The organism is Streptomyces sp. LX-29, assembly GCF_029541745.1.
Classification (GTDB): domain Bacteria; phylum Actinomycetota; class Actinomycetes; order Streptomycetales; family Streptomycetaceae; genus Streptomyces.
In genome coordinates this window covers 2,439,918-2,465,810 of sequence record NZ_CP089746.1, presented here as the reverse complement: position 1 = coordinate 2,465,810, position 25,893 = coordinate 2,439,918, and the positions used below count along the sequence as shown (strand labels likewise).

The 25,893-nt window shown below is 74.0% G+C and carries 18 protein-coding genes; 16 read left to right on the top strand and 2 right to left on the bottom strand.

The genetic code is table 11. The features are described 5' to 3' along the window. The first annotated feature begins 303 nt into the window (after window positions 1–303). The 4 genes from LRS74_RS10390 to LRS74_RS10375 all read left to right on the top strand — a co-directional run bounded on the left by LRS74_RS10390 (window position 304) and on the right by LRS74_RS10375 (window position 4,383). Window positions 304–1,506 (top strand): cytochrome P450, encoded by a 1,203-nt coding sequence (locus LRS74_RS10390; RefSeq protein WP_277740736.1) that lies wholly within the window; start codon window positions 304–306, stop codon window positions 1,504–1,506. A 51-nt stretch (window positions 1,507–1,557) separates the two neighbouring features. Continuing rightward, window positions 1,558–2,775, top strand: coding sequence for an FAD-dependent oxidoreductase (locus tag LRS74_RS10385; RefSeq protein WP_277740735.1), 1,218 nt, complete (start codon window positions 1,558–1,560; stop codon window positions 2,773–2,775). Window positions 2,776–2,907: 132 nt separating this feature from the next. Beyond that, window positions 2,908–4,068 (top strand): nucleotide disphospho-sugar-binding domain-containing protein, encoded by a 1,161-nt coding sequence (locus LRS74_RS10380; RefSeq protein ID WP_277740734.1) that lies wholly within the window; start codon window positions 2,908–2,910, stop codon window positions 4,066–4,068. Between the two features lie 84 nt (window positions 4,069–4,152). Continuing rightward, the gene (locus tag LRS74_RS10375; protein WP_277740733.1) at window positions 4,153–4,383 is read left to right on the top strand and encodes a ferredoxin; all 231 of its coding nucleotides are present in this window, start codon (window positions 4,153–4,155) and stop codon (window positions 4,381–4,383) included. Window positions 4,384–5,771: 1,388 nt separating this feature from the next. Here LRS74_RS10375 and LRS74_RS10370 read toward each other — a convergent pair. Beyond that, window positions 5,772–8,849: a BTAD domain-containing putative transcriptional regulator gene (locus LRS74_RS10370; RefSeq protein ID WP_277740732.1), complete on the bottom strand. Its 3,078-nt coding sequence runs from the start codon at window positions 8,847–8,849 to the stop codon at window positions 5,772–5,774. Between the two features lie 1,111 nt (window positions 8,850–9,960). On the opposite strand from LRS74_RS10370, the gene LRS74_RS10365 reads away from it, so the two are divergent. The 10 genes from LRS74_RS10365 to LRS74_RS10320 all read left to right on the top strand — a co-directional run bounded on the left by LRS74_RS10365 (window position 9,961) and on the right by LRS74_RS10320 (window position 22,355). Next, window positions 9,961–11,373, top strand: coding sequence for a cytochrome P450 (locus LRS74_RS10365; protein ID WP_277740731.1), 1,413 nt, complete (start codon window positions 9,961–9,963; stop codon window positions 11,371–11,373). Between the two features lie 111 nt (window positions 11,374–11,484). Then, window positions 11,485–12,486 carry an isocyanide synthase family protein gene (locus tag LRS74_RS10360; RefSeq protein WP_277740730.1) on the top strand — a complete coding sequence of 334 codons (1,002 nt, stop codon included), beginning with the start codon at window positions 11,485–11,487 and terminating at the stop codon, window positions 12,484–12,486. A gap of 278 nt (window positions 12,487–12,764) precedes the next feature. Next, the gene (gene rfbA, locus LRS74_RS10355; protein ID WP_277740729.1) at window positions 12,765–13,652 is read left to right on the top strand and encodes a glucose-1-phosphate thymidylyltransferase RfbA; all 888 of its coding nucleotides are present in this window, start codon (window positions 12,765–12,767) and stop codon (window positions 13,650–13,652) included. Next, window positions 13,649–14,632 carry a dTDP-glucose 4,6-dehydratase gene (gene rfbB / locus LRS74_RS10350; protein WP_277740728.1) on the top strand — a complete coding sequence of 328 codons (984 nt, stop codon included), beginning with the start codon at window positions 13,649–13,651 and terminating at the stop codon, window positions 14,630–14,632. The genes rfbA and rfbB overlap by 4 nt, the downstream gene beginning before the upstream one ends. Window positions 14,633–14,731: 99 nt before the next feature. Next, a complete protein-coding gene (locus tag LRS74_RS10345) occupies window positions 14,732–15,853 on the top strand; it encodes a DegT/DnrJ/EryC1/StrS family aminotransferase (RefSeq protein ID WP_277740727.1) in 1,122 nt (373 codons plus the stop codon). A gap of 88 nt (window positions 15,854–15,941) precedes the next feature. Further along, window positions 15,942–16,544: a dTDP-4-dehydrorhamnose 3,5-epimerase gene (rfbC, locus tag LRS74_RS10340; protein WP_277740726.1), complete on the top strand. Its 603-nt coding sequence runs from the start codon at window positions 15,942–15,944 to the stop codon at window positions 16,542–16,544. Continuing rightward, the gene (locus LRS74_RS10335; protein ID WP_277740725.1) at window positions 16,535–17,599 is read left to right on the top strand and encodes an NAD-dependent epimerase/dehydratase; all 1,065 of its coding nucleotides are present in this window, start codon (window positions 16,535–16,537) and stop codon (window positions 17,597–17,599) included. The genes rfbC and LRS74_RS10335 overlap by 10 nt, the downstream gene beginning before the upstream one ends. Then, the gene (locus LRS74_RS10330) at window positions 17,596–18,984 is read left to right on the top strand and encodes an NDP-hexose 2,3-dehydratase family protein (protein WP_277740724.1); all 1,389 of its coding nucleotides are present in this window, start codon (window positions 17,596–17,598) and stop codon (window positions 18,982–18,984) included. The genes LRS74_RS10335 and LRS74_RS10330 overlap by 4 nt, the downstream gene beginning before the upstream one ends. Before the next feature lie 711 nt (window positions 18,985–19,695). Continuing rightward, entirely contained in the window at window positions 19,696–21,342 is a 1,647-nt protein-coding gene (locus tag LRS74_RS10325; RefSeq protein WP_277740723.1) for an MFS transporter, read from the top strand. Window positions 21,343–21,470: 128 nt separating this feature from the next. Then, window positions 21,471–22,355, top strand: coding sequence for a hypothetical protein (locus LRS74_RS10320; RefSeq protein WP_277740722.1), 885 nt, complete (start codon window positions 21,471–21,473; stop codon window positions 22,353–22,355). A gap of 302 nt (window positions 22,356–22,657) precedes the next feature. Here LRS74_RS10320 and LRS74_RS10315 read toward each other — a convergent pair whose 3' ends face one another. Continuing rightward, the gene (locus LRS74_RS10315) at window positions 22,658–23,125 is read right to left on the bottom strand and encodes a hypothetical protein (protein WP_277740721.1); all 468 of its coding nucleotides are present in this window, start codon (window positions 23,123–23,125) and stop codon (window positions 22,658–22,660) included. Window positions 23,126–23,573: 448 nt separating this feature from the next. Between LRS74_RS10315 and LRS74_RS10310 the strand changes: the two genes are divergently transcribed. Together LRS74_RS10310 and LRS74_RS10305 are read left to right on the top strand one after the other, a co-directional pair. Further along, a complete protein-coding gene (locus LRS74_RS10310) occupies window positions 23,574–23,714 on the top strand; it encodes a hypothetical protein (protein ID WP_277740720.1) in 141 nt (46 codons plus the stop codon). 370 nt (window positions 23,715–24,084) lie between these two features. Next, entirely contained in the window at window positions 24,085–25,887 is a 1,803-nt protein-coding gene (locus LRS74_RS10305) for a tryptophan 7-halogenase (protein WP_277740719.1), read from the top strand. Window positions 25,888–25,893: the final 6 nt, after the last annotated feature.

Genomic DNA, 25,893 nt, shown 5'->3' with positions numbered 1-25,893 from the left:
GTTCGCCCACCCACTCCGAATTCCTCCCGAGGGCTGATCATTCGCCCTCGGAATTCGCGGACGAACACCGGGTCCGCGCACGGCCGTGTGGGAGGATTTCCGTACCGGAGGCCGGTCGCGGCGCGCGTCGACGCACCGCGGTCCAGGATCGATCAGTTCCGCCCGTGAGGGCATCGGAATTCTCTTCACCGTCGATCGTCATGATCCCTCGGAACTGAACGCCGGATTCCGTACACGTCGCCGTGGCTGACCGATCGTCGTGGATTTCCCGGCGCGCCGACATCCAAGCAGAAGGTGGCAACCATGACCGTCACGGAAACCGACAGGGCGCCGCGGTATCCCTTCGGACCCGTCGTCAAACTGGACCTGCATCCGCGCTATCTGGAGCTGTGCCGCACCGAACCGATATCCCGGGTGACGATGCCCTATGGCGGCGAGGCCTGGCTGATCACCGGATATCACGAGATCAAGCAGTTTCTCGCGGACCCGCGCTTCAGCTCCCATGCCGCCACCGCCCCGGACACCGCGCGGGTGACGCCCCTGCCGCTGCGGCCGGGCAATCTGCTGAGCATGGACCCGCCCGACCACGGACGGATCCGGAAGGTCGTCGCGCACGCCTTCCGCCCCCGGCTGGTCTCCCAACTCGCCGACCGCATGCGCGACCTGGTGACGGCGGAACTCGACGCCATGGAGGCCGCCGGTCCCCCCGGCGACCTCGTACGGAGCCTGGCCATTCCGCTTCCGGTGCGCATGATCGTGGAGCTCTTCGGCGTCCCCTACGAGGAGCGGGCGGAGTTCCGCCGCCACTCCGATGTGTTCGTCGCCACCTCCGCCCACACCAAGGAGGAGATCGACGAGGCCCGCGACGGGCTGGAGGCCTTCCTCCGCGCATTGATCGCCAAGCGCCGCGACGACCTCTCCGACGACCTGATCTCCGTGCTGATCCAGGCCCTGGACGCGGGGGAGCTCTCGGAGACGGAGGCGGTGCGGACCGGTATCGGCATCCTCATGGCCGGCCATGAGACCTCGCTCAGCATGATCTCCAACGTCTGCTTCCTGCTGTTGGCCCAACGCGAGCTCTATGTGCGGCTCCGCGCGGAGCCCCGACTGCTGGACGCGGCCATCGAGGAGATGCTGCGCATCATTCCGCTGCGCTCCGTGGGCAGCTTCCCGCGCCGGGCGTCCGAGGACGTCGAGATCGGCGGGGTGCTCATCCGCAAGGACGAGACGGTGATCTTCCAGCGGGCCGCGGGCGACCGTGACGAGCGGGTCTTCGAGAACCCCGAGACCATCCGCTTCGACCGGGAGAGCAACCCCCATCTCGGCTTCGGCCACGGACTGCACTTCTGCCTGGGGGCGAGCCTGGCCCGGGCCGAACTGCGCGTCGCCCTGGAGGGGGTCATGGCCCGCTTCCCCGAACTGCGCCTGGCCGGCCCGGTGGAGGAGGTCCCCTGGAAGCCCGGACTGATCGCGCGCGCTCCCGAGTCCCTCCTCGTCGAATGGTGAGCGGCGGGTGACGCGCCCCGTCGACCCGTCCGCCACCGAGTGAGGGAGACCATGGACGTACGCCACACCACGTGCGCGATCGCCGGCGCGGGCCCCGCCGGACTGATGCTCGGCATGCTGCTCGCCAGAGCCGGCGTGGACACGGTGGTCCTGGAGAAGCACGGGGACTTCCTCCGGGACTTCCGGGGGGACACCGTGCACGCCTCGACCCTGCGCCTCATGGGCGAGCTGGGCCTCCAGGAGAAGTTCTCCCAGCTCGCGCACCAGCGGATCCACTGCCTCCAGGTCGTCACCGACGACGGGCCGTACACCCTCGCCGACTTCCGCAGACTGCCGGGCGAGTTCCCGTACATCACCTTCCTGCCGCAGTGGGACTTCCTCACCTTCCTGCTCGACGAGGCGAGTCACTTCCCCCACTTCCAGCTGCTGCGCCACAGCGAGGTCACCGGGGTGACCACCGCCGAAGGACGGGTCGACGGCCTTCGCTACCGGGACACCGAGGGGCGGGAGCACGAGCTCCGGGCGGAGCTCACGGTGGCCGCCGACGGCCGGCGATCGGTCCTCCGCGAGAGCGCCGGCATGGAGCCCCGGGTCTTCGGCTCGGGCATCGACATCCTCTGGTTCAAGCTCCCCAAGGGGGACGGCGACCCGGGAGGCATGGTGGGCCGGCTGTCCAAGGGGCAGCTGTTCGTCCGCATCGAGCGGCAGACCCACTGGCAGGCCGCCATCGCGGTCCGCAAGGGCGGATACGACGAGATCCGGGCGCAGGGCCTGGACCGGTTCCGGGAGACCCTGGTCACCCTCACGCCCTTCCTGGCCGACCGCGTCCACGCGGTCGGGAGCTGGGACGACGTCAAGGTGCTCGACATCCAGATCGACCGGCTGCGCCGGTGGTGGCGCCCCGGGCTGCTGTGCATCGGGGACGCCGCCCACACCATGTCGCCGATCATGGGCGTCGGGATCAACCTCGCCATCCAGGACGCCGTCGCCGCCGCCAACGTCCTGGCCGAACCGCTGCGGTCCGGAAACCTGACCGAGGAGCACCTGGCGCGGGTGGAGCGCCGCCGTATGCGTCCGACCGCCCAGACCCAGCGGATCCAGCGGTTCCTCCAGACGCGCTTCCTCGAACCGTGGGTACGCGGCGAGGGCAGGTCCGCCACCCCGGTGGTGCTGCGCCTGCTCAAGCGCCTGCCCGTGCTCCAGGCCGGACCGGCGCGCGCCATGGCGATCGGACTCCGCCCGGAGTCTCCCGTCCCGTCCCTCCGCTGATCGTGTCCCTCGCTCCGCCGACCGTCCTTCCGCCCTCGGGGCTCCTGCCCTTCCGCCCTTCGGGCGCCGTCCTTCCGCCTTCGGGCGCCGTCCTCCCGTCCCCTTCCTGTCTCGAACGGAGATGTCCCAGCCGTGCGCTTTCTGATGACGATCACTCCGGGAACCGGACACACCTACCCCATGGTGCCGCTGGCCTGGGCACTGCAACTGGCCGGCCACGAGGTGCTGGTGGCCTCCAGCGGACCCGGACTGGCGCTGGGCGAGGCCGGCGCCCGCACCGTGGACGTCGCCCCGGGACTCTCGCTCGGCGCCATGCTGGGCAAGCTGGCGGCCACCCACCCGGAGGTCGCGGCGAAGCTGACCCAGGAGGCCGCCGGCGCCGGCTATCTGGAGACGGTGGGCGGGGCGGTCGCCATGGCGCTCCGGCTCCAGCCGGAGATGGTCGACGCCGTCATCCGCACGGCCGAGGAGTGGCAGCCCGACCTCGTGCTGCACTCGCCGCTGCTCACGCCCGGGCTGGTAGCGGCGGCCAAGCTCGGCGTGCCCGCGGTGCAGCACGGCTTCGGCTTCATCAACCCGCCCGCGGAGATGCTGCGGGACGTGCACGCCGACCTCTTCGAGCGACACGGCGTCGACCTGCCCGCCGTCCGCGCCACCCTCGACCTCACCCCGCCGAGCCTGGTCCCGACCGGTCCCGGCCTGTGGTCGATGGGGTTCGTCCCGTACAACGGCAGCGGGGCGCTGCCGAAGCCGATCTACGACCTGCTCAACAGCCGGCCCGAGGTCCCCCGTATCGCCGTCACCCTGGGCAGCGGCCCGGTGCCCGGCGAGGCCGCGATCATCATGGAGCGGATCCTGGCGACGGCACCGAAGATGGACGCCGAGTTCGTCGTGGTGCTGCCGACCGTGGACCTGGAGCGGTTCGGCCCGCTGCCGAGCAACGTCCACGCCTTCGACTGGGTCCCGTACGTCTCGCTGCTGGCCCGCTCCTCCGTGGTGATCCACCACGCCGGGCCGGGCACGGCCCTGGGGGCCATGGCGCTCGGCGTGCCGCAGGTGATGCCCGCCTTCAAGGGGCTGGGCCGCCCCGTCGTCGCGGAGGCGATCGCCCGGCGCGGCGTGGGCCGGATCGTCCAGCCGGAGGAGCTCGGCCCGGAGGTGCTGGAGGCCGTCCTCGCCGACCCCGCGATCCGGACGGCCGCCGCCGAGGTGCGCGACGAGATCAGGAACATGCCGTCCCCGCACTCGGTCGTCGACCGGCTGGTCGACCTCGCCGGCTCGGCGAAGGGCTGACGCCCCTTCCGCTCGGCCCCGCGACCGCTGTTGCCCAGTGACCCTGCAGTACCGGACTGGAGGGCGGCGAAAGGAAGCGAAGACATGTCCCAGGACCAGTGGCGGATCGAAGTGGACCGGCTCTCGTGTGCCGGTACGGGGATCTGTCTCGGCACGGCGAACGGCCGCATGCGGCTGGACGCCGGGCGGGCCCGCCCCGTCGACGAGCTGATCGGACCGGACGAGAGCATGCTGGACGCCGCGGAGACCTGCCCGATGGAGGCGATCACCGTGCGCGACGCGGTGACGGGCGAGGTACTCGCCCCGTCCCGCTGACCCCGTCGCGACCCGCCGGCCCCGCGCGGCCACCCGGCGCCGGGCGGCACGTTGGCGCCGCGCGGACCCGAAGCGCCCGGGCGGCCGCGCCCGCGGACCTGGAGCGCCCGGCCGCCGATCATGCGGACCTGTGGGGCCCGCCGCCCCTTGGGCCCGGCAACCGGCGGGCCGGGGGTCGGCCGGCGCGTGGGCCGGGCGGTCTGTGGGTCCGGCTGCCCGCGGGTCCGGCGATCCGGGGGCAGCAGTCCGCGAGCCGGCCAGCGTGTGAGCCCGCCACCTTTGGGCCGGGCAACCGGGGTGCGGCAGCCCGCCAGCGGGTCCGGCGATCCAGGTGTGGAGGCCCGCGAGCCGGCCAGCGTGAGCCCGTCACCCTTGGGCCAGGCGGCCCGCGGGTCCGCCAACCCTTGGGCCGAGCAATGCGCGGGGTGCCGCAGTCCGCGGCTCGGGGCAACCTGGGGGTCCGCCAACCCTTCGGGTGCGGCAGCCCGGGGGCCGGGCAGCTCGCGGGCCCGCTAACCCTTGGGCCCGGGCAACCTGTGAGCCGGGCAAACCTGTGAGCCTTGGTCCGGGCAGCTCGCGGGTCCGCCAACTCTTGGGCCGGGCAACCTGTGGGTCCGCCAATCCGTGGGTTAGGCAATCCGGGGGTCTGGCAGCCCTGGGTCGGGCGGTCGGTGGGCCGGGCAGCCCGAACGCCCCCAACTCGTCGGCCCGCCAACCCTTTGGGCGTGGCAGCCCGGGGGCCGGCAGCTCGCGGGCCCGCCGCCCTTGGGCCAGGCAATCCGGGGTGCGGCAGCCCGTGGGCCGGGCAATCCGGGGTCTGGCAGCCCTGGGTCGGGCGGTCGTGGGCCGGGTAGCCCGCAGGTCGCCAACTCGTCGGCCCGCCAACCCTTTGGGTGCGGCAGCCCGGGGGCCGGGCAGCTCGCGGGTCCGCTAACCCTTGGGCCGGGCAACCTGCGGGTCCGCCAATCCGTGGGCCAGGCAATCCGGGGGGCTGGCAGCTCGTGGGCCGGGCGGTCGGTGGGCCGGGCAGTCCGCACGCCCCCAACTCGTCGGCCCGCCAACCCTCCGGGCGCGGCAGCCCGGGCGCCGGGCAGCTCGTGGGTCCGGCGACTCACGGGTCCGGCGACTCACGGGTCCGGCGACCCGCGAGCCGGTCGGCCTGTGAGCCCGCCAAGCGGGCCCGCTCATCCCGTGGGTCGGGCGATCCACAGGCTCGCCAACCCGCGGGCTCGCCAACCCCTGCGGGGGAGCGCACGGCGTATGGCGGCGCTGCGGGCGGGGTGGCGGTGCGGCTTGGGGCGGCGCGCCGCGGTGGTGGCGAGGGGTGTGTCCCGGGTGTCGCGCCGTACGGCCGTGTCGCGGGCGCGGTGGGGTGGCTGTGTGCGCGCTCAGGTGGCGAGTCGCTTCGGGGTGGGGGCCGGCGGTCGTTCCACGGTGATGGGCGGGGACGTGGGCGGGAGCCCGAGCGGGCAGTCGTCCTCCGTGCGGGACGGGGCCGGCGGCCGCCGGGGCTGGTGAGCGGGGTCGGCGTCCGTCGGCTGGGGGACCGCGTCGCGAGCGCGCGCGGGGGCGGTGCCGGCCAGGGCACGCGCCAGCACCCCGCGCAGACGGGCCTGGCGGACGAGCCGGCGAGCCCGCCGCCGACGGCCGCCGGGGAGACGCCGGTCGGTGACAGAGGCCCAGGGCGCGGCGACGGGGGCCGGGGAGAGCACCCCGGGGCCGTCGGAGAGACGCCCCGGCGACCTCGGCGTCCCCCGTGTCCCCGGCGACCCTGGCGTCCCCCGCGTCCCCCATGTCCCCGGCGTCCCCGGCGACCTCGGTGCCCCCGGCAGCCCCGGCAGCCCCGGCAGCCCCGGCAGCCCCGGCAGCCCCGGCGACCCCGGTGGCCCCGGTGTCGCCGGGACCGTGCCGCCGCGGGGGCCGTCGTCGGCCGCACCGACGCCGGGTGGCCCACCGGGCAGCCCACGACCGCCCCCCGGGGGCGAGGGCCCGGCGACCTCGGCGTCGCGTCGGCGGGGGACCGGGCCGGGGCGTCCCGGCCGTACGGCGCGCCGCACGGGACCGGGCACCTCGGCCGGCGGTCCCGCGACCGCACCGGGCCGGGGCGTCCTCGCGGCGACGGCGGGCGGGCCGACGGCCGGTCCGGGCGGGCCCCCGCGACCGCCCCCGGCCCCTCCGCGACGGGTGGACGCCGACCCGCGGTCGTACGGCGGACCGGAGCGCCCACCGCGGCCGGCGCGTGCCGCGTCGGCGGCGGGCGGCACGGCGCCCGGCACCCGCCGGGGGCCGGCGTGGCCCCGGGGCCCCGGCCCACGCTGTGGGCCGGCAGGGCCCCAGGGCGCCGGCACTCGCCGTGGGCCGGCTCGGCTTCGGGGGGCCAGCGCGCGCGGCAGGGCGGCGGCGTCCTCGCGGTGGCGCCGCGTGGCCTGAGCGAGCAGCCCGAGCCGGGTGACGCAGATCGCCGAGCCCAGCCGGTCGCCGGCGCGTTCGGCGAGGGCCAGCGCCGCCCGCGCGGTCCGCACCCCCTCCGCGAGGTTCCCGGACTCCCCATAGGCGCCGGCCAGGTCCGCGAGGTCGGCCACCTCGCGCGCCGGGTCGCCCAGGCGCCGGGCGGCGGCCGCGGCCCGGCGGCGCAGGTCCGCTTCCTCTCCGGGACGGCCCAGGACCCGCAGGCAGCCGGCGACGGCCCGGGCCAGGCGTGCGGCGTGGTTGTCGAAACCGCCCTCCTCGGCCTGGTCCAGCGCGGCCAGCAGATTGGCCCGTTCCGTCGCCAACCAGGCGGGTGCGTCCGCCGCGCCCCGTGCGGGTGGCGGGCGGCGGGGCGTGGCCGGTGACGGCTCGCGACCGGGTCGCAGCGACGCGGCGGCCTCGTCGGCCGCCCTCCGGTAGTGGTCGAGCAGCCGGTGCGACGCCTGCCGGGCGGTCGCGGGCTCGGCGGCCGCCGTGGCCCGGGCCAGTGCGCGGACCAGGTCGTGGAAGGCGTACCGGCCGGGGGTGTGCTGGACGAGCAGCCGGGCGTCGAGTAGCTCCTCCAGCAGCGCCTCCACCGTCCCCGGGGGCAGCCCCGCCAGTACGGCGGCGGTGGGGCCGTCGAAGTCCCGTCCCGGGTAGGCGCCCAGACACCGGAAGAGCCCCTGGTGCCGGGCGGGCAGCGCGGCGTAGGAGAGGCCCAGGGAGGCCCGGACACCGCGTCCCTCCACGGTCAGCTCGTCGAGCCGGGTCCGCTCGTCGCGCAGCCGGTCGGCCAGGTGGCCGAGGGGCCACCGTGGGCGGTTGGCCAGCCGGGACGCGGCGACGCGCAGCGCGAGCGGGAGCCGGCCGCACAGCGCGACCAGCTCCGCCGCCGCCCGCTGTTCGGCCCGCACCCGCTCGGGGCCGAGCACCCGGCGCAGCAGCGCCAGCCCCTCGGAGGGCGTGAAGAGGGGCAGCGGCAGCGCGGTGGCGCCGTCCAGCCCGGCCAGTCGAGGACGGCTGGTGAGGAGCACCAGGCAGCCCGGGCCGCCCGGGATCAGCGGGCGCGCCTGCTCCGAGGCGCCGACGTCGTCCAGCAGCAGCAGGAACCGGCGGCCGACGGTCAACCCCCGCCACAGCGCCTCCCGGTCGGCAGTCTCCCCGGGGATCTGCTCGGCGGGCACACCGACCGCCCGCAGCAGCGTCCCCAGCGCGTCGCGTGGCGCGACCGGCTCGTGGTCGAGGCTGAAGCCGTGCAACGCGACGAAGAGTTGACCATCCGGGTAGCGGTCGGCGAGGCGGTGCCCGGCGCGTACCGCCAGGGTGCTCTTCCCGCTGCCCGCCATCCCGTCGATCGCGATGATCCGCACGGCCTCCCGGGCGTCGTCGGCGGCGTACGACAGCAGCCGGCTCAACTCGGCCTCGCGGCCGGTGAAGTCCGGCAGGTCGTGGGGGAGCGAGCGCGGCCTGGCCGGGCGCGGCCGGAGCGCGGCCCGCTCAAGCCGCGTCGACGACGGGCCGAGAGCGGCGTCGCCGCGCAGGATCTGCCGGTAGCGGTGGTTGACCTCGCTGCTCGGGTCGATGCCGAGCTGCTCGGCGAGGAGGTTGCGCAGCGTGTGGTAGACGCGCAGCGCGTCGGCCTGGCGACCCACCCGGTACAGGGCCACCATCAGCAGCGCGCTGAGCGACTCCCGCAGCGGATGCTCCGCCACCAGGGGGATGAGCTCCCCCGCCACGTCGTGGGCGCGCCCCTGGGCCAGCCGCAGTTCGAGCAGCCGTTCCCGCGCGGTGAGGTGGCGGTCCTCCAGTACGGCCGCCGCGGCCGCCAGCACCGCGCTGCGACAGTCCGGGAGCACCGGCCCCCGGTACAGGTCGAGGGCCGTCTCCAGGGCGTCCACCTCGGCCTCGACGGTGTCGCACCGCCGTGCCCGGTCCAGCGCCCGGTCGAATGCGATCACATCGAGCTGGTCTTCGGCGATCACCAGCCGATATCCCGGTCCGTCGGTCAGCAGCATCTGATGGCCGCCCGGAATTCGCGCCCGTAGATCGGCGACTATTTTGCGAATCTGATGTTCCGCCGTGGCCGGGGGGTCCTGTGCCCATACCGCCTCCACCAGATGCGATATCGGCACCAGTCGATCGGCCTCCAGTAGCAATGCGGCCAGGAGTGCGCGCGCCCGCGGCCCGCCCATGGACAGGTGGTGTCTTCCGACCCGCGCCGTCAACGTGCCGAGAATGCCGAACCGGACAGCGCTCCCCCGTGAGGCCATCATGGCAGCGAACTCTATGGGAGAAGCGCGGCGATTAGGGCCGATTATTCTGGCCAGTCGGCCGTTCAATTCTGGCTGGAACGGATTGATGCGCGGAATGAACAAATCCCGCTTGACGCACCGCCGTTGGCCAAGAATACTCACTCAGTGTTGGTGACGTGTGCTCCTTGAAGGAGCGCCGGAACCACCGCCGAGGACGTGCCACGGCCGCACGCGGCGCGACGGATATACGGGTCGCGGGCGTTTTCGACGAGCGGGCATCGGACAGCGTTCGGCATCGCGGCGGAGCGCTCCCCGCGTGATCCGCGCCGCGCGGCCCGGATTCACGGCTCAAACGTCACGGGCGTCGTCCCCCGCCCCAGGGGGCCGCGAAATCGCCACGCCACCGCGACCCCACCGCGCGTCCCGGTCGTTCGGGACCCGGCCGTTCCGGGGACACGGATTCGGGTGGCCGCCTCGGGGACACGGATCTCGTCGACCCGCCGTAAGGCCCACCTCAGGCTCCGTCGACCCGCCGCGAGACCCCGCACCCCGCACCCCGCACGCCGCCGGCCGTCGGCCGTCGTACGGACAGGGGGCGCCGGCGCGCCCACAGACCCCGCTGTGCCCGGCGTACCCGCGGACCCGGGTGCGTCCGGCACGCCCACGGATCCCGGCGTACCCGCGGACCCCGGTGCGCCGCCGCGCACGCCGACCGCCGCGCACGCCGACCGCCCGCACGCCGACCGTCCCCCCACCTCATCCGCACCTCTTCCGCCTGACCGCGCGTCCTCCGCCCGCTCTCGACCGCCCGCGCGTCCTCCCGCCTTGTCCCGCCCCGGCGGGGGCGGTCGCTCAAGGAAGGAAGCAGCACGCCATGACAGCTCCCGAACCCCTGCCCCTGCACGGGACCGAGTACAAGACCGACCCGTATCCGCTGTACCGGAGGCTTCGCGAAGAGGGCCCCGTGCACCGGGTCAACTTCCCCAGCGGGGTCAACGCCTGGCTGGTCACCGGCTACGAGGCGGCCCACCGGGCGCTCAACGACGACCGCCTGGGGAAGAACCACGACCTCGGCAACAGCGCCTGGCGCGAGCGTGCCGCGATCATGCCCGAGCCACAGCACTCGCAGCTCCAGGTCCATCTGCTGCACCAGGACCCGCCCAAGCACACCGTGATGCGGAGGATGGTCGCCGAGGCGTTCCTGCCCCGCCACGTCGAGCGGCTGCGCGGCCGGTTCGAGGAGATCGCCGCCGAACTCCTCGACGCCGCCGTCGGCTCCGCCGGGACCGCCGAGGCCGGTGACGATGACGTGACCGAGGCCGGTGACTCGACCGAGGCCGGTGACGTGACCGAGGTCGGCGACTCGACCGGGCTCGGCGACTCGACCGGGGTCGGCGATGCCGCCGCGGGGGTGATCGACGTGGTGGGGGCCTTCGCGGCTCACTTCCCCTTCCGCGTCCTGTCCGAGGTGATCGGACTGCCGCCCGAGTTGGCGGCGCGCTTCGACCGCGACTGGGGCAAGGTGGTGCAGCCCGTCGGGCCCACCGACCCACAGCGGCCCGTCTACGAGGGACGCCTGCGCGGGCTGCAGAACTACATCACGGAGGTCGTCGAGGACAAGCGCCGCAACCCCGGCGCCGACCTGCTCAGCAAGCTCGTGCGAGCCTGCGCGAACGGCGAGATCACCAAGGAGGAGCAGGACTCCATCGTGTTCCAGCTCCTGGTCGCCGGGCAGGAGCCGGTGACCAACCAGATCACCACCGCCGTCATCGCCCTGCTGCGCCACCCCGAGCAGCTCCGGCGGCTCCAGCGGGCCGTCGGCGGGGGCCCGGGCGCCGACCCGGACCTGCTGCCGCGCGCCGTGGAGGAACTGCTCCGCTACGACAGCGCCTTCGAGCTCACCACCTGGCGGTTCTTCGCCGAGGACGCCGATCTCCTCGGCACCCGCATCCCCGCCGGGGACTCGGTCATCGTCTCGCTGTGCGCCGCCAACCGGGACCCGGAGGGCTTCCCCGACGCGGACACGCTCGACCTGGACCGCAGCCCCAACCCGCACCTCGCCTTCGGCCACGGCGTCCACTTCTGCCCCGGTGCCGCCCTGGCCCGCATCGAGCTCCAGATCGCGCTGCGCGCGCTGCTCACCCGGCTGCCACGGGTGCGGCTGGCCGTCCCCGACGACCAACTCGTCTGGGTCGGCGCCGTCCTCGCGCGCGGCGTCAACCAGCTTCCCGTCGCCTACGGGCCGACGGGACCGGCCGCTCGCACCGGCTGCCCCGTACGGCACTGACCGGAGCGCAGCACCGACCGGAAACGCGCGCGCACCGGCGGCGGACCGAGCCGCCCGTGGGGAGTGCGCGGCCACCAGCAGGACGAATCACGAAAGCGAGCCGACACAGCCATGTCCCAGCCCACCCCAGCAGCCCTGTTACCCGAGGTCGAGCGCGTCAGCCACGCGATCCTGGCGCTGTTGCTCCCGCACCGGCGCACCGTCGAGACCGATACCCACCTGGACACCACCCACCACTTCCCGGAGCAGCTGCGGCAGATAGCCGCCTTCGTCCGGAACGGTCAGCCGGTGATCTTCAGCCTGCCCGGCTTCCCGTGCAAGTCGCCCAACACGGAGAAGGTCTTCAGCCATCTTCCGGACCACGGCGAGCGGCTCGCGCTGCGCTTTCTGCACTCCCTGTGCCTCCGGATCGGGGAGGTCTACGCCCCCGGCGCGAAGATCCTCGTCTGCTCGGACGGCCATATCTTCGGTGACGTCATCGGCGTGCCCGACGAGCACATCGACGCCTACGGCGACGAACTGCGCGAGATGATCCGCACCGAGGACCTCGGGGACCACCTGGACACCTTCGACCTGCGGGATGTCTACGGCCCCGACCTCTCCTACGACGAGAAGCGCAAGACCGCCGCCGAGAACCTCGGCCCCTCCCTGGAGGAGCTGCGGGCCGAGGTGCGCGTCAACGACTCCACCCTGCGCATGTACCGCGGCATCACCCGCTTCCTGGTGGAGGACACCGCGGACTGGGAGGGCACCCGCTCCGCGCTCCAGCGCGAGTGCCGGCGGCGCGCCTACGAGGTCATCCTGCGCAGCCGGGCCTGGGGCGAGCTGATCGCCGAGGCGTATCCGGGCAATGTGCGCCTCTCCATCCACCCGCAGAACCGCGGCGAGGTGAAGTTCGGCATCCGGCTGCTCGGCGCGGCCGACGCCTGGACCACACCGTGGCACTCGGTGCTGCTGCACCGCACCGACGGCGGCTGGGAGCTGATGCACCGCCGCGAGGCGGAGAAGCTCGGTCGGGTGGTGCACCAGGACGGTCGGCCCAGCCACTACGAGGCGGTCGGCGACGGCCGCGGCAGCGGCAGCGAGGAGGAGTCCGAGGCCGCCGCGGCGTAGGACGCCCGTCGCCGCGGGCCGCTCGGGCCCTCTCGGGCCGAACGCCGGCCGCCCGCCTCGGGACACCCGAGCGGGGAAGCGCACCCGCGCCCGGCCGCGCCCACGTCCGGGCGACGGTCGCCGCCGTCCGCGGACCGCGGTCCACGTGGGCGGTCCACGTGCGCGGTGCGCGGTCGCCACGGACCGCGCACGCCCCCCGTACGCCCCCGCGCGGCACGGAACGGCCCCCGGCAGGCCCGACCGGCCGCGCGCGGAACCCCAACCGGGAGGACCGGACGATGAAGGGAATCATCCTCGCCGGCGGCCATGGAACCCGGCTGCACCCCATCACCCTGGGCGTCTCCAAGCAGCTGCTGCCCGTCTACGACAAGCCCATGATCTACTACCCGCTGTCGGTGCTGATGCTCGCCGGAGTCACCGAGATCCAGATCATCTCGGCCCCGGGCGACGTCCCCGGATTCCAGCGGCTCCTCGGGGACGGCTCCATCCTCGGCCTCACCCTCAGCTACGCGGAGCAGGACAAGCCCCGGGGGCTGGCCGACGCCTTCATCCTCGGCGCCGAGCACATCGGAGACGACTCCGTGGCGCTGGTCCTCGGCGACAACCTCTTCCACGGGCCCGGCTTCGGCGAGATCCTGCGCACCAGCGCCCGCGACGTCGACGGCTGCGTCCTGTTCGGCTACCCGGTGCGCGACCCCGAGCGCTACGGCGTCGGCGAGATCGACGCCGAGGGTCGGCTGATCGGCCTGGTGGAGAAGCCCGCGGAGCCCCGCTCCAACCTGGCCATCACCGGCCTGTACTTCTACGACAACGACGTGGTCGACATCGCCCGCTCGCTGCGCCCCTCCGAGCGCGGCGAGCTGGAGATCACCGACGTCAACCGCACCTACCTGGAGCGCGGCAAGGTCGAGTTCGTCCAGCTGGGCCGCGGCTTCGTCTGGCTGGACACCGGCACCCACGAGGCGCTCGCCGACGCCAGCCAGTACGTGCACATCCTGGAGGACCGCCAGGGCGTGCGCATCGGCTGCATCGAGGAGATCGCCTGGCGCATGGGGTACATCGACCGCGACACCTGCTTCCGACTGGGCCTCGCCCTGTCCAAGTCGCCCTACGGGCGGTATCTGATGGAGATCACCGGCAACGCCCGGCGCGGGGAGGGCTCGTGAGGATCCTGGTGACCGGCGGGGCCGGCTTCATCGGCTCGACCTATGTGCGCGCCCTGCTGAGCCGGGCGTACGGGCCCGCCGCGCACACCGTGACCGTGCTCGACAAGCTCACCTACGCCGGCAATCGCGACAACCTGCCGACCGGCCATCGGCGCCTGACCTTCGTGCGCGGCGACATCTGCGACGCCCGGCTGCTGGCCGAGCTGCTGCCCGGCCATGAGGCGGCCGTGCACTTCGCCGCCGAGTCGCACGTCGACCGCTCCATCGACGGGGCGGCCGACTTCGTGCGCACCAACGTCCTGGGCACCCAGACCCTCCTGGAGGCGGCCGTCGACGCCCGCGTCCAGCGCGTGGTGCACGTCTCCACCGACGAGGTCTACGGCTCCATCACCACCGGCTCGTGGACCGAGGAGGCGCCGCTGCTGCCCAACTCCCCCTACGCCGCCTCCAAGGCCGGCTCCGACCTCATCGCGCGCGCCTACCGACGCACCCACGGCCTGGACGTGTCCCTCACCCGCTGCTCCAACAACTACGGCCCCCACCAGCACCCGGAGAAGGTGATCCCGCGGTTCGTCACCAACCTCCTGGAGGGGGAACCCGTGCCGGTCTACGGCGACGGCCGTCACCGACGGGAGTGGCTGCACGTCGAGGACCACTGCCGGGCCGTCCACCTCGTCCTGGAGCGGGGCCGGGCGGGGGAGGTCTACCACATCGGCGGCGGCGACGAGCTGTCCAACCTCGAACTCACCGAGCGCCTCCTGGACCTGTGCGGCGCCGACCCCTCCATGATCCGCCATGTGCCCGACCGGAAGGGGCACGACCTGCGGTACGCGCTCGACGACCGCAAGATCCGCGACGAGCTCGGCTACGCCCCCCGGCACACCCTGGCCGACGGCCTCGCCCGCACCGTCGCCTGGTACCGCGACAACCCCGAGTGGTGGAAGGCGGTCCGGCACCGGGCGCCGGCCACGGGCCGGTGAGCCCCGCACCACCCGCACGCGCCCCCATCCCGACCACCCCGACGACCCCGACCTCCGTCCGCCACCCCCGCCGGACCCGCCGCGCACCCGAGGAGAAGCATGGTCACCTATGTCTGGGACTACCTGCCCGAGTACGAGAGGGAGAGGGAGGACATCCTCGACGCCGTCGGGAAGGTCTTCGCCTCGGGCCGGCTCGTGCTCGGCGAGAGCGTCCGGGGCTTCGAGGAGGAGTTCGCCCGCTACCACGGCGGCGGGCTGTGCACCGGCGTCGACAACGGCACCAACGCCCTGAAGCTGGCGCTGGAGGCGCTCGGCGTCGGCCCCGGCGACGAGGTGATCACGGTCTCCAACACGGCGGCGCCCACCGTCGTCGCCATCGTCTCCACCGGCGCCACCCCGGTCTTCGTCGACGTCCGCGAAGAGGACTTCCTCATCGACACCGACCAGGCCGAGGCCGCCGTCACCGAGCGCACCAAGGTGCTGCTGCCGGTGCACCTGTACGGGCAGTGCGCCGACATGGAGCCGCTGCGGCGGATCGCCGAGCGGCACGGGCTGAGGATCCTGGAGGACTGCGCCCAGGCACACGGCGCCCGCCAGCACGACGCCCTCGCCGGCACCCTGGGCGACGCCGCCGCGTACTCCTTCTACCCGACCAAGGTGCTGGGCGCCTACGGCGACGGCGGTGCCGTGCTCACCCGCGACGAGGAGACCGACCGCGCCCTGCGCCAACTGCGCTACTACGGCATGGACAAGGTCTACTACGTCGTCCGCACCCCCGGACACAACGCCCGGCTGGACGAGGTGCAGGCCGAGATCCTGCGCCGCAAGCTCGGCCGGCTCGACGCGTACATCGCCGGCCGCAACGCCGTCGCCCGCCGCTACGAGGAGCAGCTCGCGGACCTCACCGGCCCCGGCGGGCTGCTGCTGCCCACCACCAACCCGGGCAACACCCACGTCCACTACGTGTACGTAGTCCGCCACCCCCGGCGCGAAGAGATCATCGAGGCCCTCACGGCGTACGACATCCACCTCAACATCAGCTATCCCTGGCCGGTGCACACCATGTCCGGCTTCGCGCACCTGGGATACCGCGAGGGCTCCCTGCCGGTCACCGAGAAGCTGGCCGGCGAGATCTTCTCGCTGCCGATGTACCCCTCGCTGCCCGAAGGGCTGCAGCACAAGGTCGTCGGCGCGCTGCGCGAGGTGCTCGCCGCGCTCTGACCCGCGCCCCGCCCGCAGACCCGTCAGCGCCATTGACCCACGACGCCCGGCGCGCGGCGTCGTGCCGTACGCGGAAGGAACCGCCACCATGCAGGTGCAGAAGCTGGGGATCGAGGGGGCCTACGCGTTCACGCCCCCCGTCCACAAGGACGACCGCGGACTGTTCACCTCCCCCTTCCAGGACGCGGCGTTCGCCGAGAGCCAGGGCCGGCCGCTCTTCCCGGTGAAGGACATCAGCCACAACCTGTCCGCCCGCGGGGTGCTCCGCGGCATCCACTACACCACCACCCCGCCGGGCCGGGCCAAGTACGTCTACTGCCCCTACGGGCGGGTCCAGGACTACCTGGTCGACCTGCGGCTCGGCTCGCCCACCTTCGGCCGGTGGGAGTCCACCGAACTCGGCGGCGAGGAGGCCCGAGCCCTGTACCTCCCGGTCGGCGTCGGGCACGCCTTCCTCTCCCTCCGGGACGACTCGATGGTCGTGTACGTGATGTCCGAGGGGTACGTCCCCGAGCACGAGCTCGCCGTCTCCCCGCTCGACCCGAAGCTCGGCCTGCCCGTCCCCCAGGGCTACGCGCTCGCACAGTCCCCGCGCGACACCGCCGCGCCCACCCTGGCCGAGGCCGAGCGGCGGGGGCTGCTCCCGGAGTACGACACCTGCCGGAGGGTGGAGGCCGCGCTGTGGCAGTGAACCCGCCGCTGATCACCCTGCTGGGTGCCACCGGCTTCGTCGGCTCGGCCCTGCTGCGCGAGCTCGCCGCCCGGCCGGTGCGGATCCGGGCCGTCTCCCGGCGCCCCGCCGCCGTCCCGGCCGACGCCCGCGCCGAGGTCGAGGTGCGCGCCGCCGACCTCACCGAACCCGGCGAGATGGCCGCCGCCGTGGCCGGCGCCCACCTCGTGGTGCACGCGACCCTGTACAGCGCGGCCACCGCCACCTGGCGCGTCGAGGACGGCGACCCGGCCGCCGAGCGCGTCAACGTGGGCCTGGTCCGGGACCTGGTCGCCGCCCTCGCCGACCGCGAGCCGGGACCGCCGCCCGGCGTGCTGTTCACCGGCGCCGCCTCCCAGGTCGGCCCCACCGACAAGCCGGTGCTCGACGGCAGCGAGGAGGACCGCCCGGCCGGCGCCTACGACCGGCAGAAGCTCGCCGCTGAGCGGCTGCTGCTCGACGCGAGCGCCCGCGGCGTGCTGCGCGGGACCTCCGTGCGGCTGCCCACCGTCTTCGGCTACGGGCCGCACTCCACCGCCCGGGACCGGGGCGTCGTCTCCGCCATGGCGCGCCGGGCCCTCGCCGGGGACGCGATCACCATGTGGCACGACGGCACCGTCCGGCGCGACCTGCTCTACATCGACGACCTGGCCCGCGCCCTGGCCGCCGGCGTCGACCACCTGGACGCGCTCGCCGGGCGGCACTGGCTGCTCGGCACCGGCGAGGCCCGGCCGCTGGGGCCGGTCTTCGAGGAGCTGGCCGCGCTGGTCGCGCGGCGCACCGGCAAGCCGCCCGTGCCCGTCGTGTCGGTGGAACCGCCCGCCCACTCCGAAGCCGGCGACTTCTCCGACGTCGTCATCGACCCGTCGGGCTTCCGCTCCGCCACCGGCTGGTCCCCCCACACCCCGTTCACCGAGGCGCTGCGCCGCACGGTGGACCACCTCGCGGACGAGGCGCTGCGGGAGAGCCCCGGCGCTGGACGCCCTGGACCGGGCCGCCCGGCAGGTGCGGAACGGGCCGCGGGGGGCCGGGGATGACCACGGCCGCGGCGCTGCGCCCGCGAACCGCGCCGGAGCTGCCCGCGCGGCTGGCCCGATCCGCGGCCGCGACGGGCCACGGTCACCAGCTGCGGACCGCGGACGTCGTCGGATGGCTGGCGGAACGGGCGCGCGCCCACCGCTTCGCCGTCCGCAGGGTGCCGCTGGACCGGCTCGACGGCTGGTCCTTCGCGCCCGACACCGGCAACCTCGTCCACCGCAGCGGTCGCTTCTTCTCCGTCGAAGGGCTCTCCGTCACGGTCGACGAGGGGCCGTTCCGCGGCTGGCGGCAGCCGATCATCCACCAACCCGAGGTGGGGATACTCGGCATTCTCGCCAAGGAGTTCGACGGGGTGCTGCACTTCCTCATGCAGGCGAAGATGGAGCCGGGCAACCCCAACCTGCTCCAACTGTCGCCGACCGTGCAGGCCACCCGCAGCAACTACCAGCGGGTGCACCGCGGGGCCCGGGTGAAGCACCTGGAGCACTTCACCGACCCCGCCCGCGGCCGGGTGCTGGCCGACTCGCTCCAGTCGGAGCACGGCGCCTGGTTCTATCGCAAGTCCAACCGGAACATGCTGGTCGAGACTGTCGACGAGGTCCCGCCCGACGAGGACTTCCGCTGGCTGACGCTCGGCCAACTCGGCGAGCTGCTACGGCTCGACCACGTGGTCAACATGGACGCGCGCACCGTCCTCTCCTGCTTCCCGATGGCGGTGGTCGAACCGGGGGCGCTGCACTCCGACACCGAGGTGTTGTCCTGGTTCACGGCCGAGCGGGCCCGGCACGATGTCACGGCCCGCCTGGTACCGCTGGCCGAGGTCACGGACTGGACGCGGGGCGCGAGCCGCCTGGAGCGCCCCGACGGCCGCTTCTTCCGGGTCGTCGGGGTGGCGGTCGAGGCGGGGAACCGCGAGGTCACCGGGTGGTCGCAGCCCCTGGTCGAACCCCGCGGCACCGGGGTGGCGGCCTTCCTGTTCCGCCGCGTCGGCGAGGTGCCGCACCTGCTGGCCCACGCCAAGGTCGAGGCCGGCTTCCTGGACACCGTCGAGCTGGCCCCGACCGTCCAGTGCACGCCGGAGAACTGGGATCCGCTGCCGCCCGAGGATCGGCCGCGCTTCCTCGGCCCGGTGCTGGCGGCGGTCGAGCGGGGGAGCGCGCACTACGCCGCCGTGCACTCGGAGGAGGGCGGACGGTTCCTCGACGCCGACATCCGCTATCTGTTCGTGGCGGCCGACGAGGACACGGCGCCGCTCGCCGAGCCGCCGGGCTACCACTGGCTGACCGTCGGACAGCTCAACTCGCTGACGGCGCACGGGCATTACGTCAATGTGCAGGCACGCACGCTGCTGAGCTGTCTCAACTCCGGTGCCGTACGCCTGTGATGCCTGATGCCTGATGCCTGCGCCTGTGTCTGATGTGATGCCTGATGCCGTACGTCTGTGATGCCGGCGGGGCGCGGGCGGGACGGAGGGCCGGTCGGGCCCGCCTCAGGGCGGGCCCGCCGGCTCCGGCGAGCGCGCACCCGTACCGCCCCTCGGGGCTTCGAAAGGCCCGGGGAGAGGACCGGAATCCGGCTGGCCGTACGGGGGTTGCGGCCGGTCGGGGTCCAGCAGGGGCGGTCGGGGCGCTCCAGGGCCGTTCAGGCACCCTCGCGAGGCGACCCGATGCCGTGCCCTGGCCGCCAGGCGCACACTCCGGCTCGGGGGGTGTCCGGAGATCGCGACTGACGGGTGGTCAGAACACGGGCCGGTGTCGCGGCGAAGGTGTGGTCTCCTTCGGTGGCCCTGGCGTCCATGCTGGCATGAATTCCCAGAGGTGCCAGTGGTGTTGGGGTGCATCACGACGTGAGCATTCTCCCGTCGCGGAGCGGGAACCCACACGCCCCGGCAGGCGACTTCCTGAGGTGGCCCACTGCGGAGCCACCCCACCGATCCGGACAGACGACTGTTTTCCGGCCGTTCGCACGGGGTGAGCCGCCCCGGCCGGGCCCGCGGGGAACTCCCCCCGGCCCGCCCGCGACTACCGCTCTGTAGCACCGGCCGCGAGCCTCCCGCACCGACCCCGGACGGGAGGGGAGGGAGGGGACTGAAGCGATGCCACAGCGCGAAACGGCTCCCGACCGGCCGGCCGAACTCCTCACCGGGGGCCGCGCCCCCTGGATCCTGGTCTCCCTCGCGGGCGCCTTGTCGTTCGTGGCGATGCTCGACATGACCATCGTCACCATCGCCCTGGCGGACATCGCCGCGGACCTCGACGTGTCCGCGTCCATGGCCCAGTGGGCGGTGCTCGGCTACCAACTCGCCGTGGTGGCCCTGCTCCTACCGGCGGGGCGGTGGCTGGACGGCGGCAAAGGCGGCAACGGTGGCAGGGGCGACAGCGGCGGCATCGGACCGCGCTCCGCCCTGCTGCTGGCGGTCTCCGGATTCGCCCTGTTCAGCCTGGTCTCCGCGGCCGCGCCCTGGATGGCCTGGCTGGCCGTCGCCCGCATCGCCCAGGGCTGCTTCGCGGCGCTGCTGTTCGTGCTCATGCCGGTCCTGGTGATGCGCGCGGTGCCGCCGGAGCGGCGCGCTCGGGCGATGAGCGTCCCGGCCACCCTCGGGCCGCTGGGCGCGGTCACCGGCCCCGCCCTCGGCGGTGTGCTCCTGGACGCCTTCGGCTGGCGCGCCGTCCTCCTGGTCAAGCTCCCCGTCTGCCTGTTCGCGCTCCTCGTGGCGGCCCGCGTGCTGCCCGGGCCGGGCCGGATCACCGCGCCCGGCCGGTGGCCCCTCACCGACGCCGCCCTCTTCGGCGGCGCCGTGGCCTCCCTCCTCCTCGCCCTCACCTTCGCCCCGACCGCCCCCGGTTGGCTGCTGCTGGCGCTCGCCACGGTGCCGCTCGCCCTGTGGTGGCAGCGCCGCCCCGGCGCGCGACCCGTGGTGGACGTGGCGCGGGCGTCCGGCGTCCTCGGCGGCTGCGCGGCGGTCTGCGCGCTCGCCGCCGGCTTCACCGCCATGCACTACGTCGTGGCCCTCAAGCTCCAGGAGGACAGCGGGCTCTCCGCGACCTCCACCGGCCTCACGGTGCTCGCCTTCCCGCTCGCCATGGCCCTCCTGGGTCCACTGGGTGGACGCCTCGCCGACCGCTACAGTCCCCGACCCGTCGCCGTCGTCGGCGCGATCGTCACCGCCTCCGGAGTCACCCTGCTCGCCCTGAGGAGCGGCGACGGCTGGACCCCGGGCGACATCGCCTGGCGGCTGGCCCTCGCCGGGGCCGGCATGGGCCTGTACGGGGGGCCGACACAGACGCTGGTGATGAGCGCGGCGCCGCCGGGGGCCATGGGCATCGCCGGCTCCCTGGTGCAGCTCTCCCGCAGCCTCGGCTTCGCCCTCGGCCCCGCACTGGCCTCGGCGACCTGGGGAATGGCGGACTCCCGCGACGGCGCGCGGTACGCGCTGGCGCTCGCCGCGGCCGCCGTCTGGAGCTGCGTGCTGCTGCTGAGCGTGCGGCGCAACCGCACCCTCCACCCTGCGGACACCCGCACCGCGACGGCGCCGGCCGGGTCAGCGGTGACGGCCGCCCCCGCCGCCGGCCGGCCCCCGCCCCCGCGGTCCGCTCCGCGGCGGGCGGGAGAGGGCGCCGACGGGGGCGACCAGGCCCAGGTCAGGCCGGGTCGGGCGGCTCGGTCGGGGCCATGGCGCCGATCGCGTGGAACCGGCCCGCCTACGCCCGACGCCACCGGCTCCACGCCCGGGCGGGGGTGAGCGAAGGCCCGCGGCGGACCCGCGTTCCCGCTCCCCGCGTCCGAGGGGGAACGAATGGGGATCGACCTGGTAGCGCGGCCCCTCAGGCTCGTTGGTGCCGATGCCGTACCGCTAGTCGAGGACGCCCTATGCCGCATGCGCATGCCCCTCTTCCCGCATCCCGCCCTTCCGTATCCCGCCCTTCCGCATCCAGCCCTGCCGTATCCAGCTCTTCCGTATCCAGCTTTTCCGCCTATGGCTCTGCCGCCTCCAGCCCGAGCGCGCAGGCGACCCGCCGCAGGATCGCCGCCAACCTGACCGCCCTCGGCGAACTGCACGACGAGCTGACCCACTCCCTCACCTCCTCCCGCCCCCGCGTGCTGGCGGAGAAGGTGCGCGAGCGGGGATCGCCGGGCATCCCGCTGAACACCGGTGCCCTGGAGGTCAGGAGCGACATCTGCGGGGTGCTGGCGAGCTGGGTGGCGGTCGTCAGTGAGGCGCGCCGGGTGCCGTCCCCGACGCGGAACACCCCGGCGCTCCTCGCCTTCCTCGCCGAGCACGCCGGCTGGCTGGCCGATCACGAGGCGGCGGGGGACCTCGTGGCGGAGACCGACGAGCTGGTGCGGGCCGCCTGGACCGTGCTGTCCGGCCGCACCGACCGGCACGTGCCGGTCGGCACCTGCGTACGGCCCGGCTGCGGGGGAACGCTGGTGGCCCACCTCGACGCCTCGGGGCCCGCCGGCCGGCCGTCCATCACCTGCTCCGCCGACCACGGCCACACCTGGTCGTCCGAGATGTGGCACACCCTGCACGAGGCGCCGCCGCGCCCCGGCCGCGCGGTCGGGCTGACCGCGCGGGACATCTCCACCGGCTGGCACATCGCCTCCGGCACCGTCTACTGGCTGGCCAACACCCACCGGTGGCGGCGCCGCAGGAACGGCCGCCAGGTGCTCTACGACCGCGACGACGTGCTGGCGACGATGCGGGCGCGCACCGCGGCCGCCCAGGGTGCCGAATGCGTCCCGGGGGCGTAGCCGCGGCGGGGCCGGCAGCGAGAGGGGGAGCCGCACGGCGGGACGGCGGAGACGGCTCGCGGAGGCCCGGAGGGGTCAGCCGGGCACTCGGGCGAGGCGGTTCGCGGGCACTCGGGCGAGGCGGTCCGCAAGCACTCGGAGGGGGTCAGCGGGCACTTGGGGGAGGGGCGGTCCTCGGGCACCCGAAGAGGCGGTCTGCCGCCTCATCCAGGCCCCGGCCGACGCTCCGCGGCCCCGGCTCCGGGCCCTCGCGGGCCCCGGATCGGCGGGGTCCTCCGGCGTCGCCGGCCGGGCCTCGGGCGTCAGTAGGAGCCGTCGACGTCCGCGCAGATCGCGTACGCGTCGTACGAGCCGAGGACGTCACCCTCGTTGAACACGAACACGATCCACGCCTCGAACTCGGCTCCCTGCGGGAAGGACCTGATCGTCTTCACCGCCTGCGAGTTCCCGAAGAATCCGCCGCCGAGCACCTTCTTGCCCTCGGAACACTCCACGATCGTCTGGGCGGCTTCACCGGGGTTGACGAGCTGATTGAACTGCCCGATCACCTCCCAGTCGGTGAAACCCTGGACCTTGCCCTTGGGGTCCTTCGGTCCGGTCTCCGGGTCGCAGGGCTCGTCGGCGAGCCCCAGCTTCTCGGTGACGAAGCAGGGCGGTTTGGACGGGGGGTCGTCGGCGGGCGCGGCGTAGGCGCCGGTGGCACCGGCGGTGCCGAGGAGAACGGCGACGGCGGTGGTCGCGACGGCGGCGGAGAAGCGGGTTATGTCCACCGGAATCCCTTCGTGTCGTCTGAGATGCCCGACGCAGCGCGCCGGGACCTCCAGGCAAGCACGGGCCGTAGGGGACGTCCTGCGCGGTTGAACCGAATGGCTGGCGCCGCGCCCCGCACCGGCCCGCGGCGCGAGGGGCGGGGCGGGCCACGGCGCGAGGGGCGGGGCGGGCCACGGTCCGACGGCGGGGGCGATGGCGGGGGCGACGGTGGGGGCGATGGCGCGTGCGGGCCGACGACGCGCACGGGCGCGGGCCCGCGGGGGGAGGCTGACCAGGCCGAATCCATCCCCCCACGCCCCGGGTTCGCGCTCGCCGATGGCCAACCGCCCACCCCTGTACGAGATTTCTCACGCCGAACGGCGAACGCGCATGGACGACGACCGTCGCGCCCCGTACGGTCGAGACGTCGCCTCCCGGGAGGGGGCGAGGAACGGGGGGTATCGCATCATGGCTCATGAGGACCTGACCCGGCATACCGGCCCCGGCGACGGCCCGCGCGAGGGCCGCCGTCGCCACCACGGCACCGCGCGCGGCTCCTCCGGCGCCCGGCGCGACACGTCAGGCGCCCGCACCCCGCGCACGCGGTAGGGCTCCGCACCGCTTCCCGCAGCCCCACGCTGCGTTTCACCCCCGCCCCGACGGGCCGGGAGGGCCCGTACCAGGGTGTCCCACCGCCGACGCCGAGCACTCACGGACGTCACCGGCACATAGACGTCACCGGCACCGAGCACCACCGGCACCGAGACGTCATCGGCACCAGCACCACCGGCACCGAGGCGCCACCGCACGCCTGATGCGCGCTCCCGGGACCGGCCCGACGGCGGGACGAGTTCGGTACGTCGGTTCGGCATGTCACCCTCCGGCGCGGCCACGTCCGGCGCCGCCTTCTCTCCCATCCCCCACACCTCGACGTACCCACCGGCACATCCACCCGACAGCGAACGAAAGGTCAGACACCGTGAGGGAGTACTACGACGTCGTGATCATGGGCGGCGGCCCGGCCGGCTCCACCCTCGGCGCCCTGCTCGCCCAGCGCACCGATCTCCGGGTCGCCATCTTCGACAAGGAGGTCTTCCCGCGCGAGCACATCGGCGAGTCCTTCGCCCACCCGGTCGTCCCGGCGCTCCAGGAGAGCGGGGCGCTGGCCAAGGTGCTCGCCAGCCCGTGCTGGGTGAAGAAGTTCGGCGGCATCTACGCCTGGGATCCGGAGCAGCCCAGCATCGCCATGTTCGACCGGGCCCCGTACGAGAAGGACGGCGTGTTCCGCTGGACGATGCACGTCAACCGGGCGGAGTTCGACCACATCCTGCTGGACCACGCGGCCGACGTCGGCGTGGACGTCTTCCAGGGCGTCGCCGTCACGGCGTACGAGCCCGACTCGCGTGGCGGCGTGGTCCGCCTCGGCGAGGGTGCCGAGGTGCGTGCCGGGTACTTCGTCGACGCCTCCGGTCGCCAGAGCAGTGTCTCCGCCGCCCGCAACAAGCGCGGCTGGCTCTCCCACTTCAAGAACATCGCCATCTGGCAGCACTTCACCCACTGCGGCCAGACCCAGAACCTCGAAGCCGACTGGAACATCTTCACCGCGGACAACCTCTCGCCCATCGGCTGCTTCGCCTTCCGCGACGGCTGGTGCTGGTACATCCCGGTGCCCAAGATCATCGACGGCAGGCGGGTCCTCACCCACTCCATCGGCATCGTCACCAACCCGGCCGTCCTCAAGGAGCCGGGCCGCGACTTCACCGACCAGAAGACGTTCCTGGAGACGGTGCGTCAGGTCCCGTACCTCAAGGAGCTGATAGCCGACGCCGTGCCGGTCGCGGACGACATGCTCACCGCGACCAACTACTCGCGCGTCGCCGAGGAGTTCGCGGACTACGACGAGCGGCACCTGCTCGTCGGCGACGCCGCGTTCTTCGTGGACCCGCTCTTCTCCTCCGGCGTCGCCGTCGCCCTCACCCAGGCCGCGGCGGCCGCCCTGCTGCTCCAGAAGACGGTCGACGGCAGCCTCGACGAGAGCGACCAGCGCCATCTGTGGCACGACTACAACGCCAAGTGGCACGGCACCGCCGAGACCTTCGCGCTGATGATCGACCAGTGGTACCACGCCATCGCCAAGAACAACCCGGGCAGCATCTACTGGAACACCCGCGGCACCGGCGCCGACCTCGGCATCCGCGAGCAGACCTTCGACGCCCTGCTCAACACGGCCTTCCAGCCCGCCCTGCTGGAGGTCCTGACCCACGGCAGCCGCAAGATGGAGGACCTCGACGCCACGGGCCCGTACCTGGCCGCCTCCGCCCTGGCCGAACCGGCCGACCTCACCGACGACGCCCTCATCGCCCTGGCCCCCACCACGGCCATCCGCGACAGCGTCACCCTGCTCGTACCGGGCTTCAAGGCCACCAACCCGCCCGCCAACATCCAGCTCCCGCCCCCGATCATGGCGGGCATGACGGACTACTGGCGCAACCCCGTCACCAACCACGCCTCGGCCCCGTCACCACTGCGCGACACCGTCCCCTGCAAGCGCATCTACTCCACCGAGGACCCGCACGGCACCACCATCGACGCCGACGTCCGCATGGACGGCGTGACCGAACTCTGGGAGCTCCTGACGCAGGGCCCCCGCACGTACGGCGAGATCTCCGGCCGGCTCACCCCGCCCCAGACCCGTCTCCTCAAGCGCATGTGCGTGGCGGGCTTCCTCCAGATCACCCCGGCGCCTGCCGCCACGCCGGAAGGGGCACCGGCAACGGCCTGACGCCGC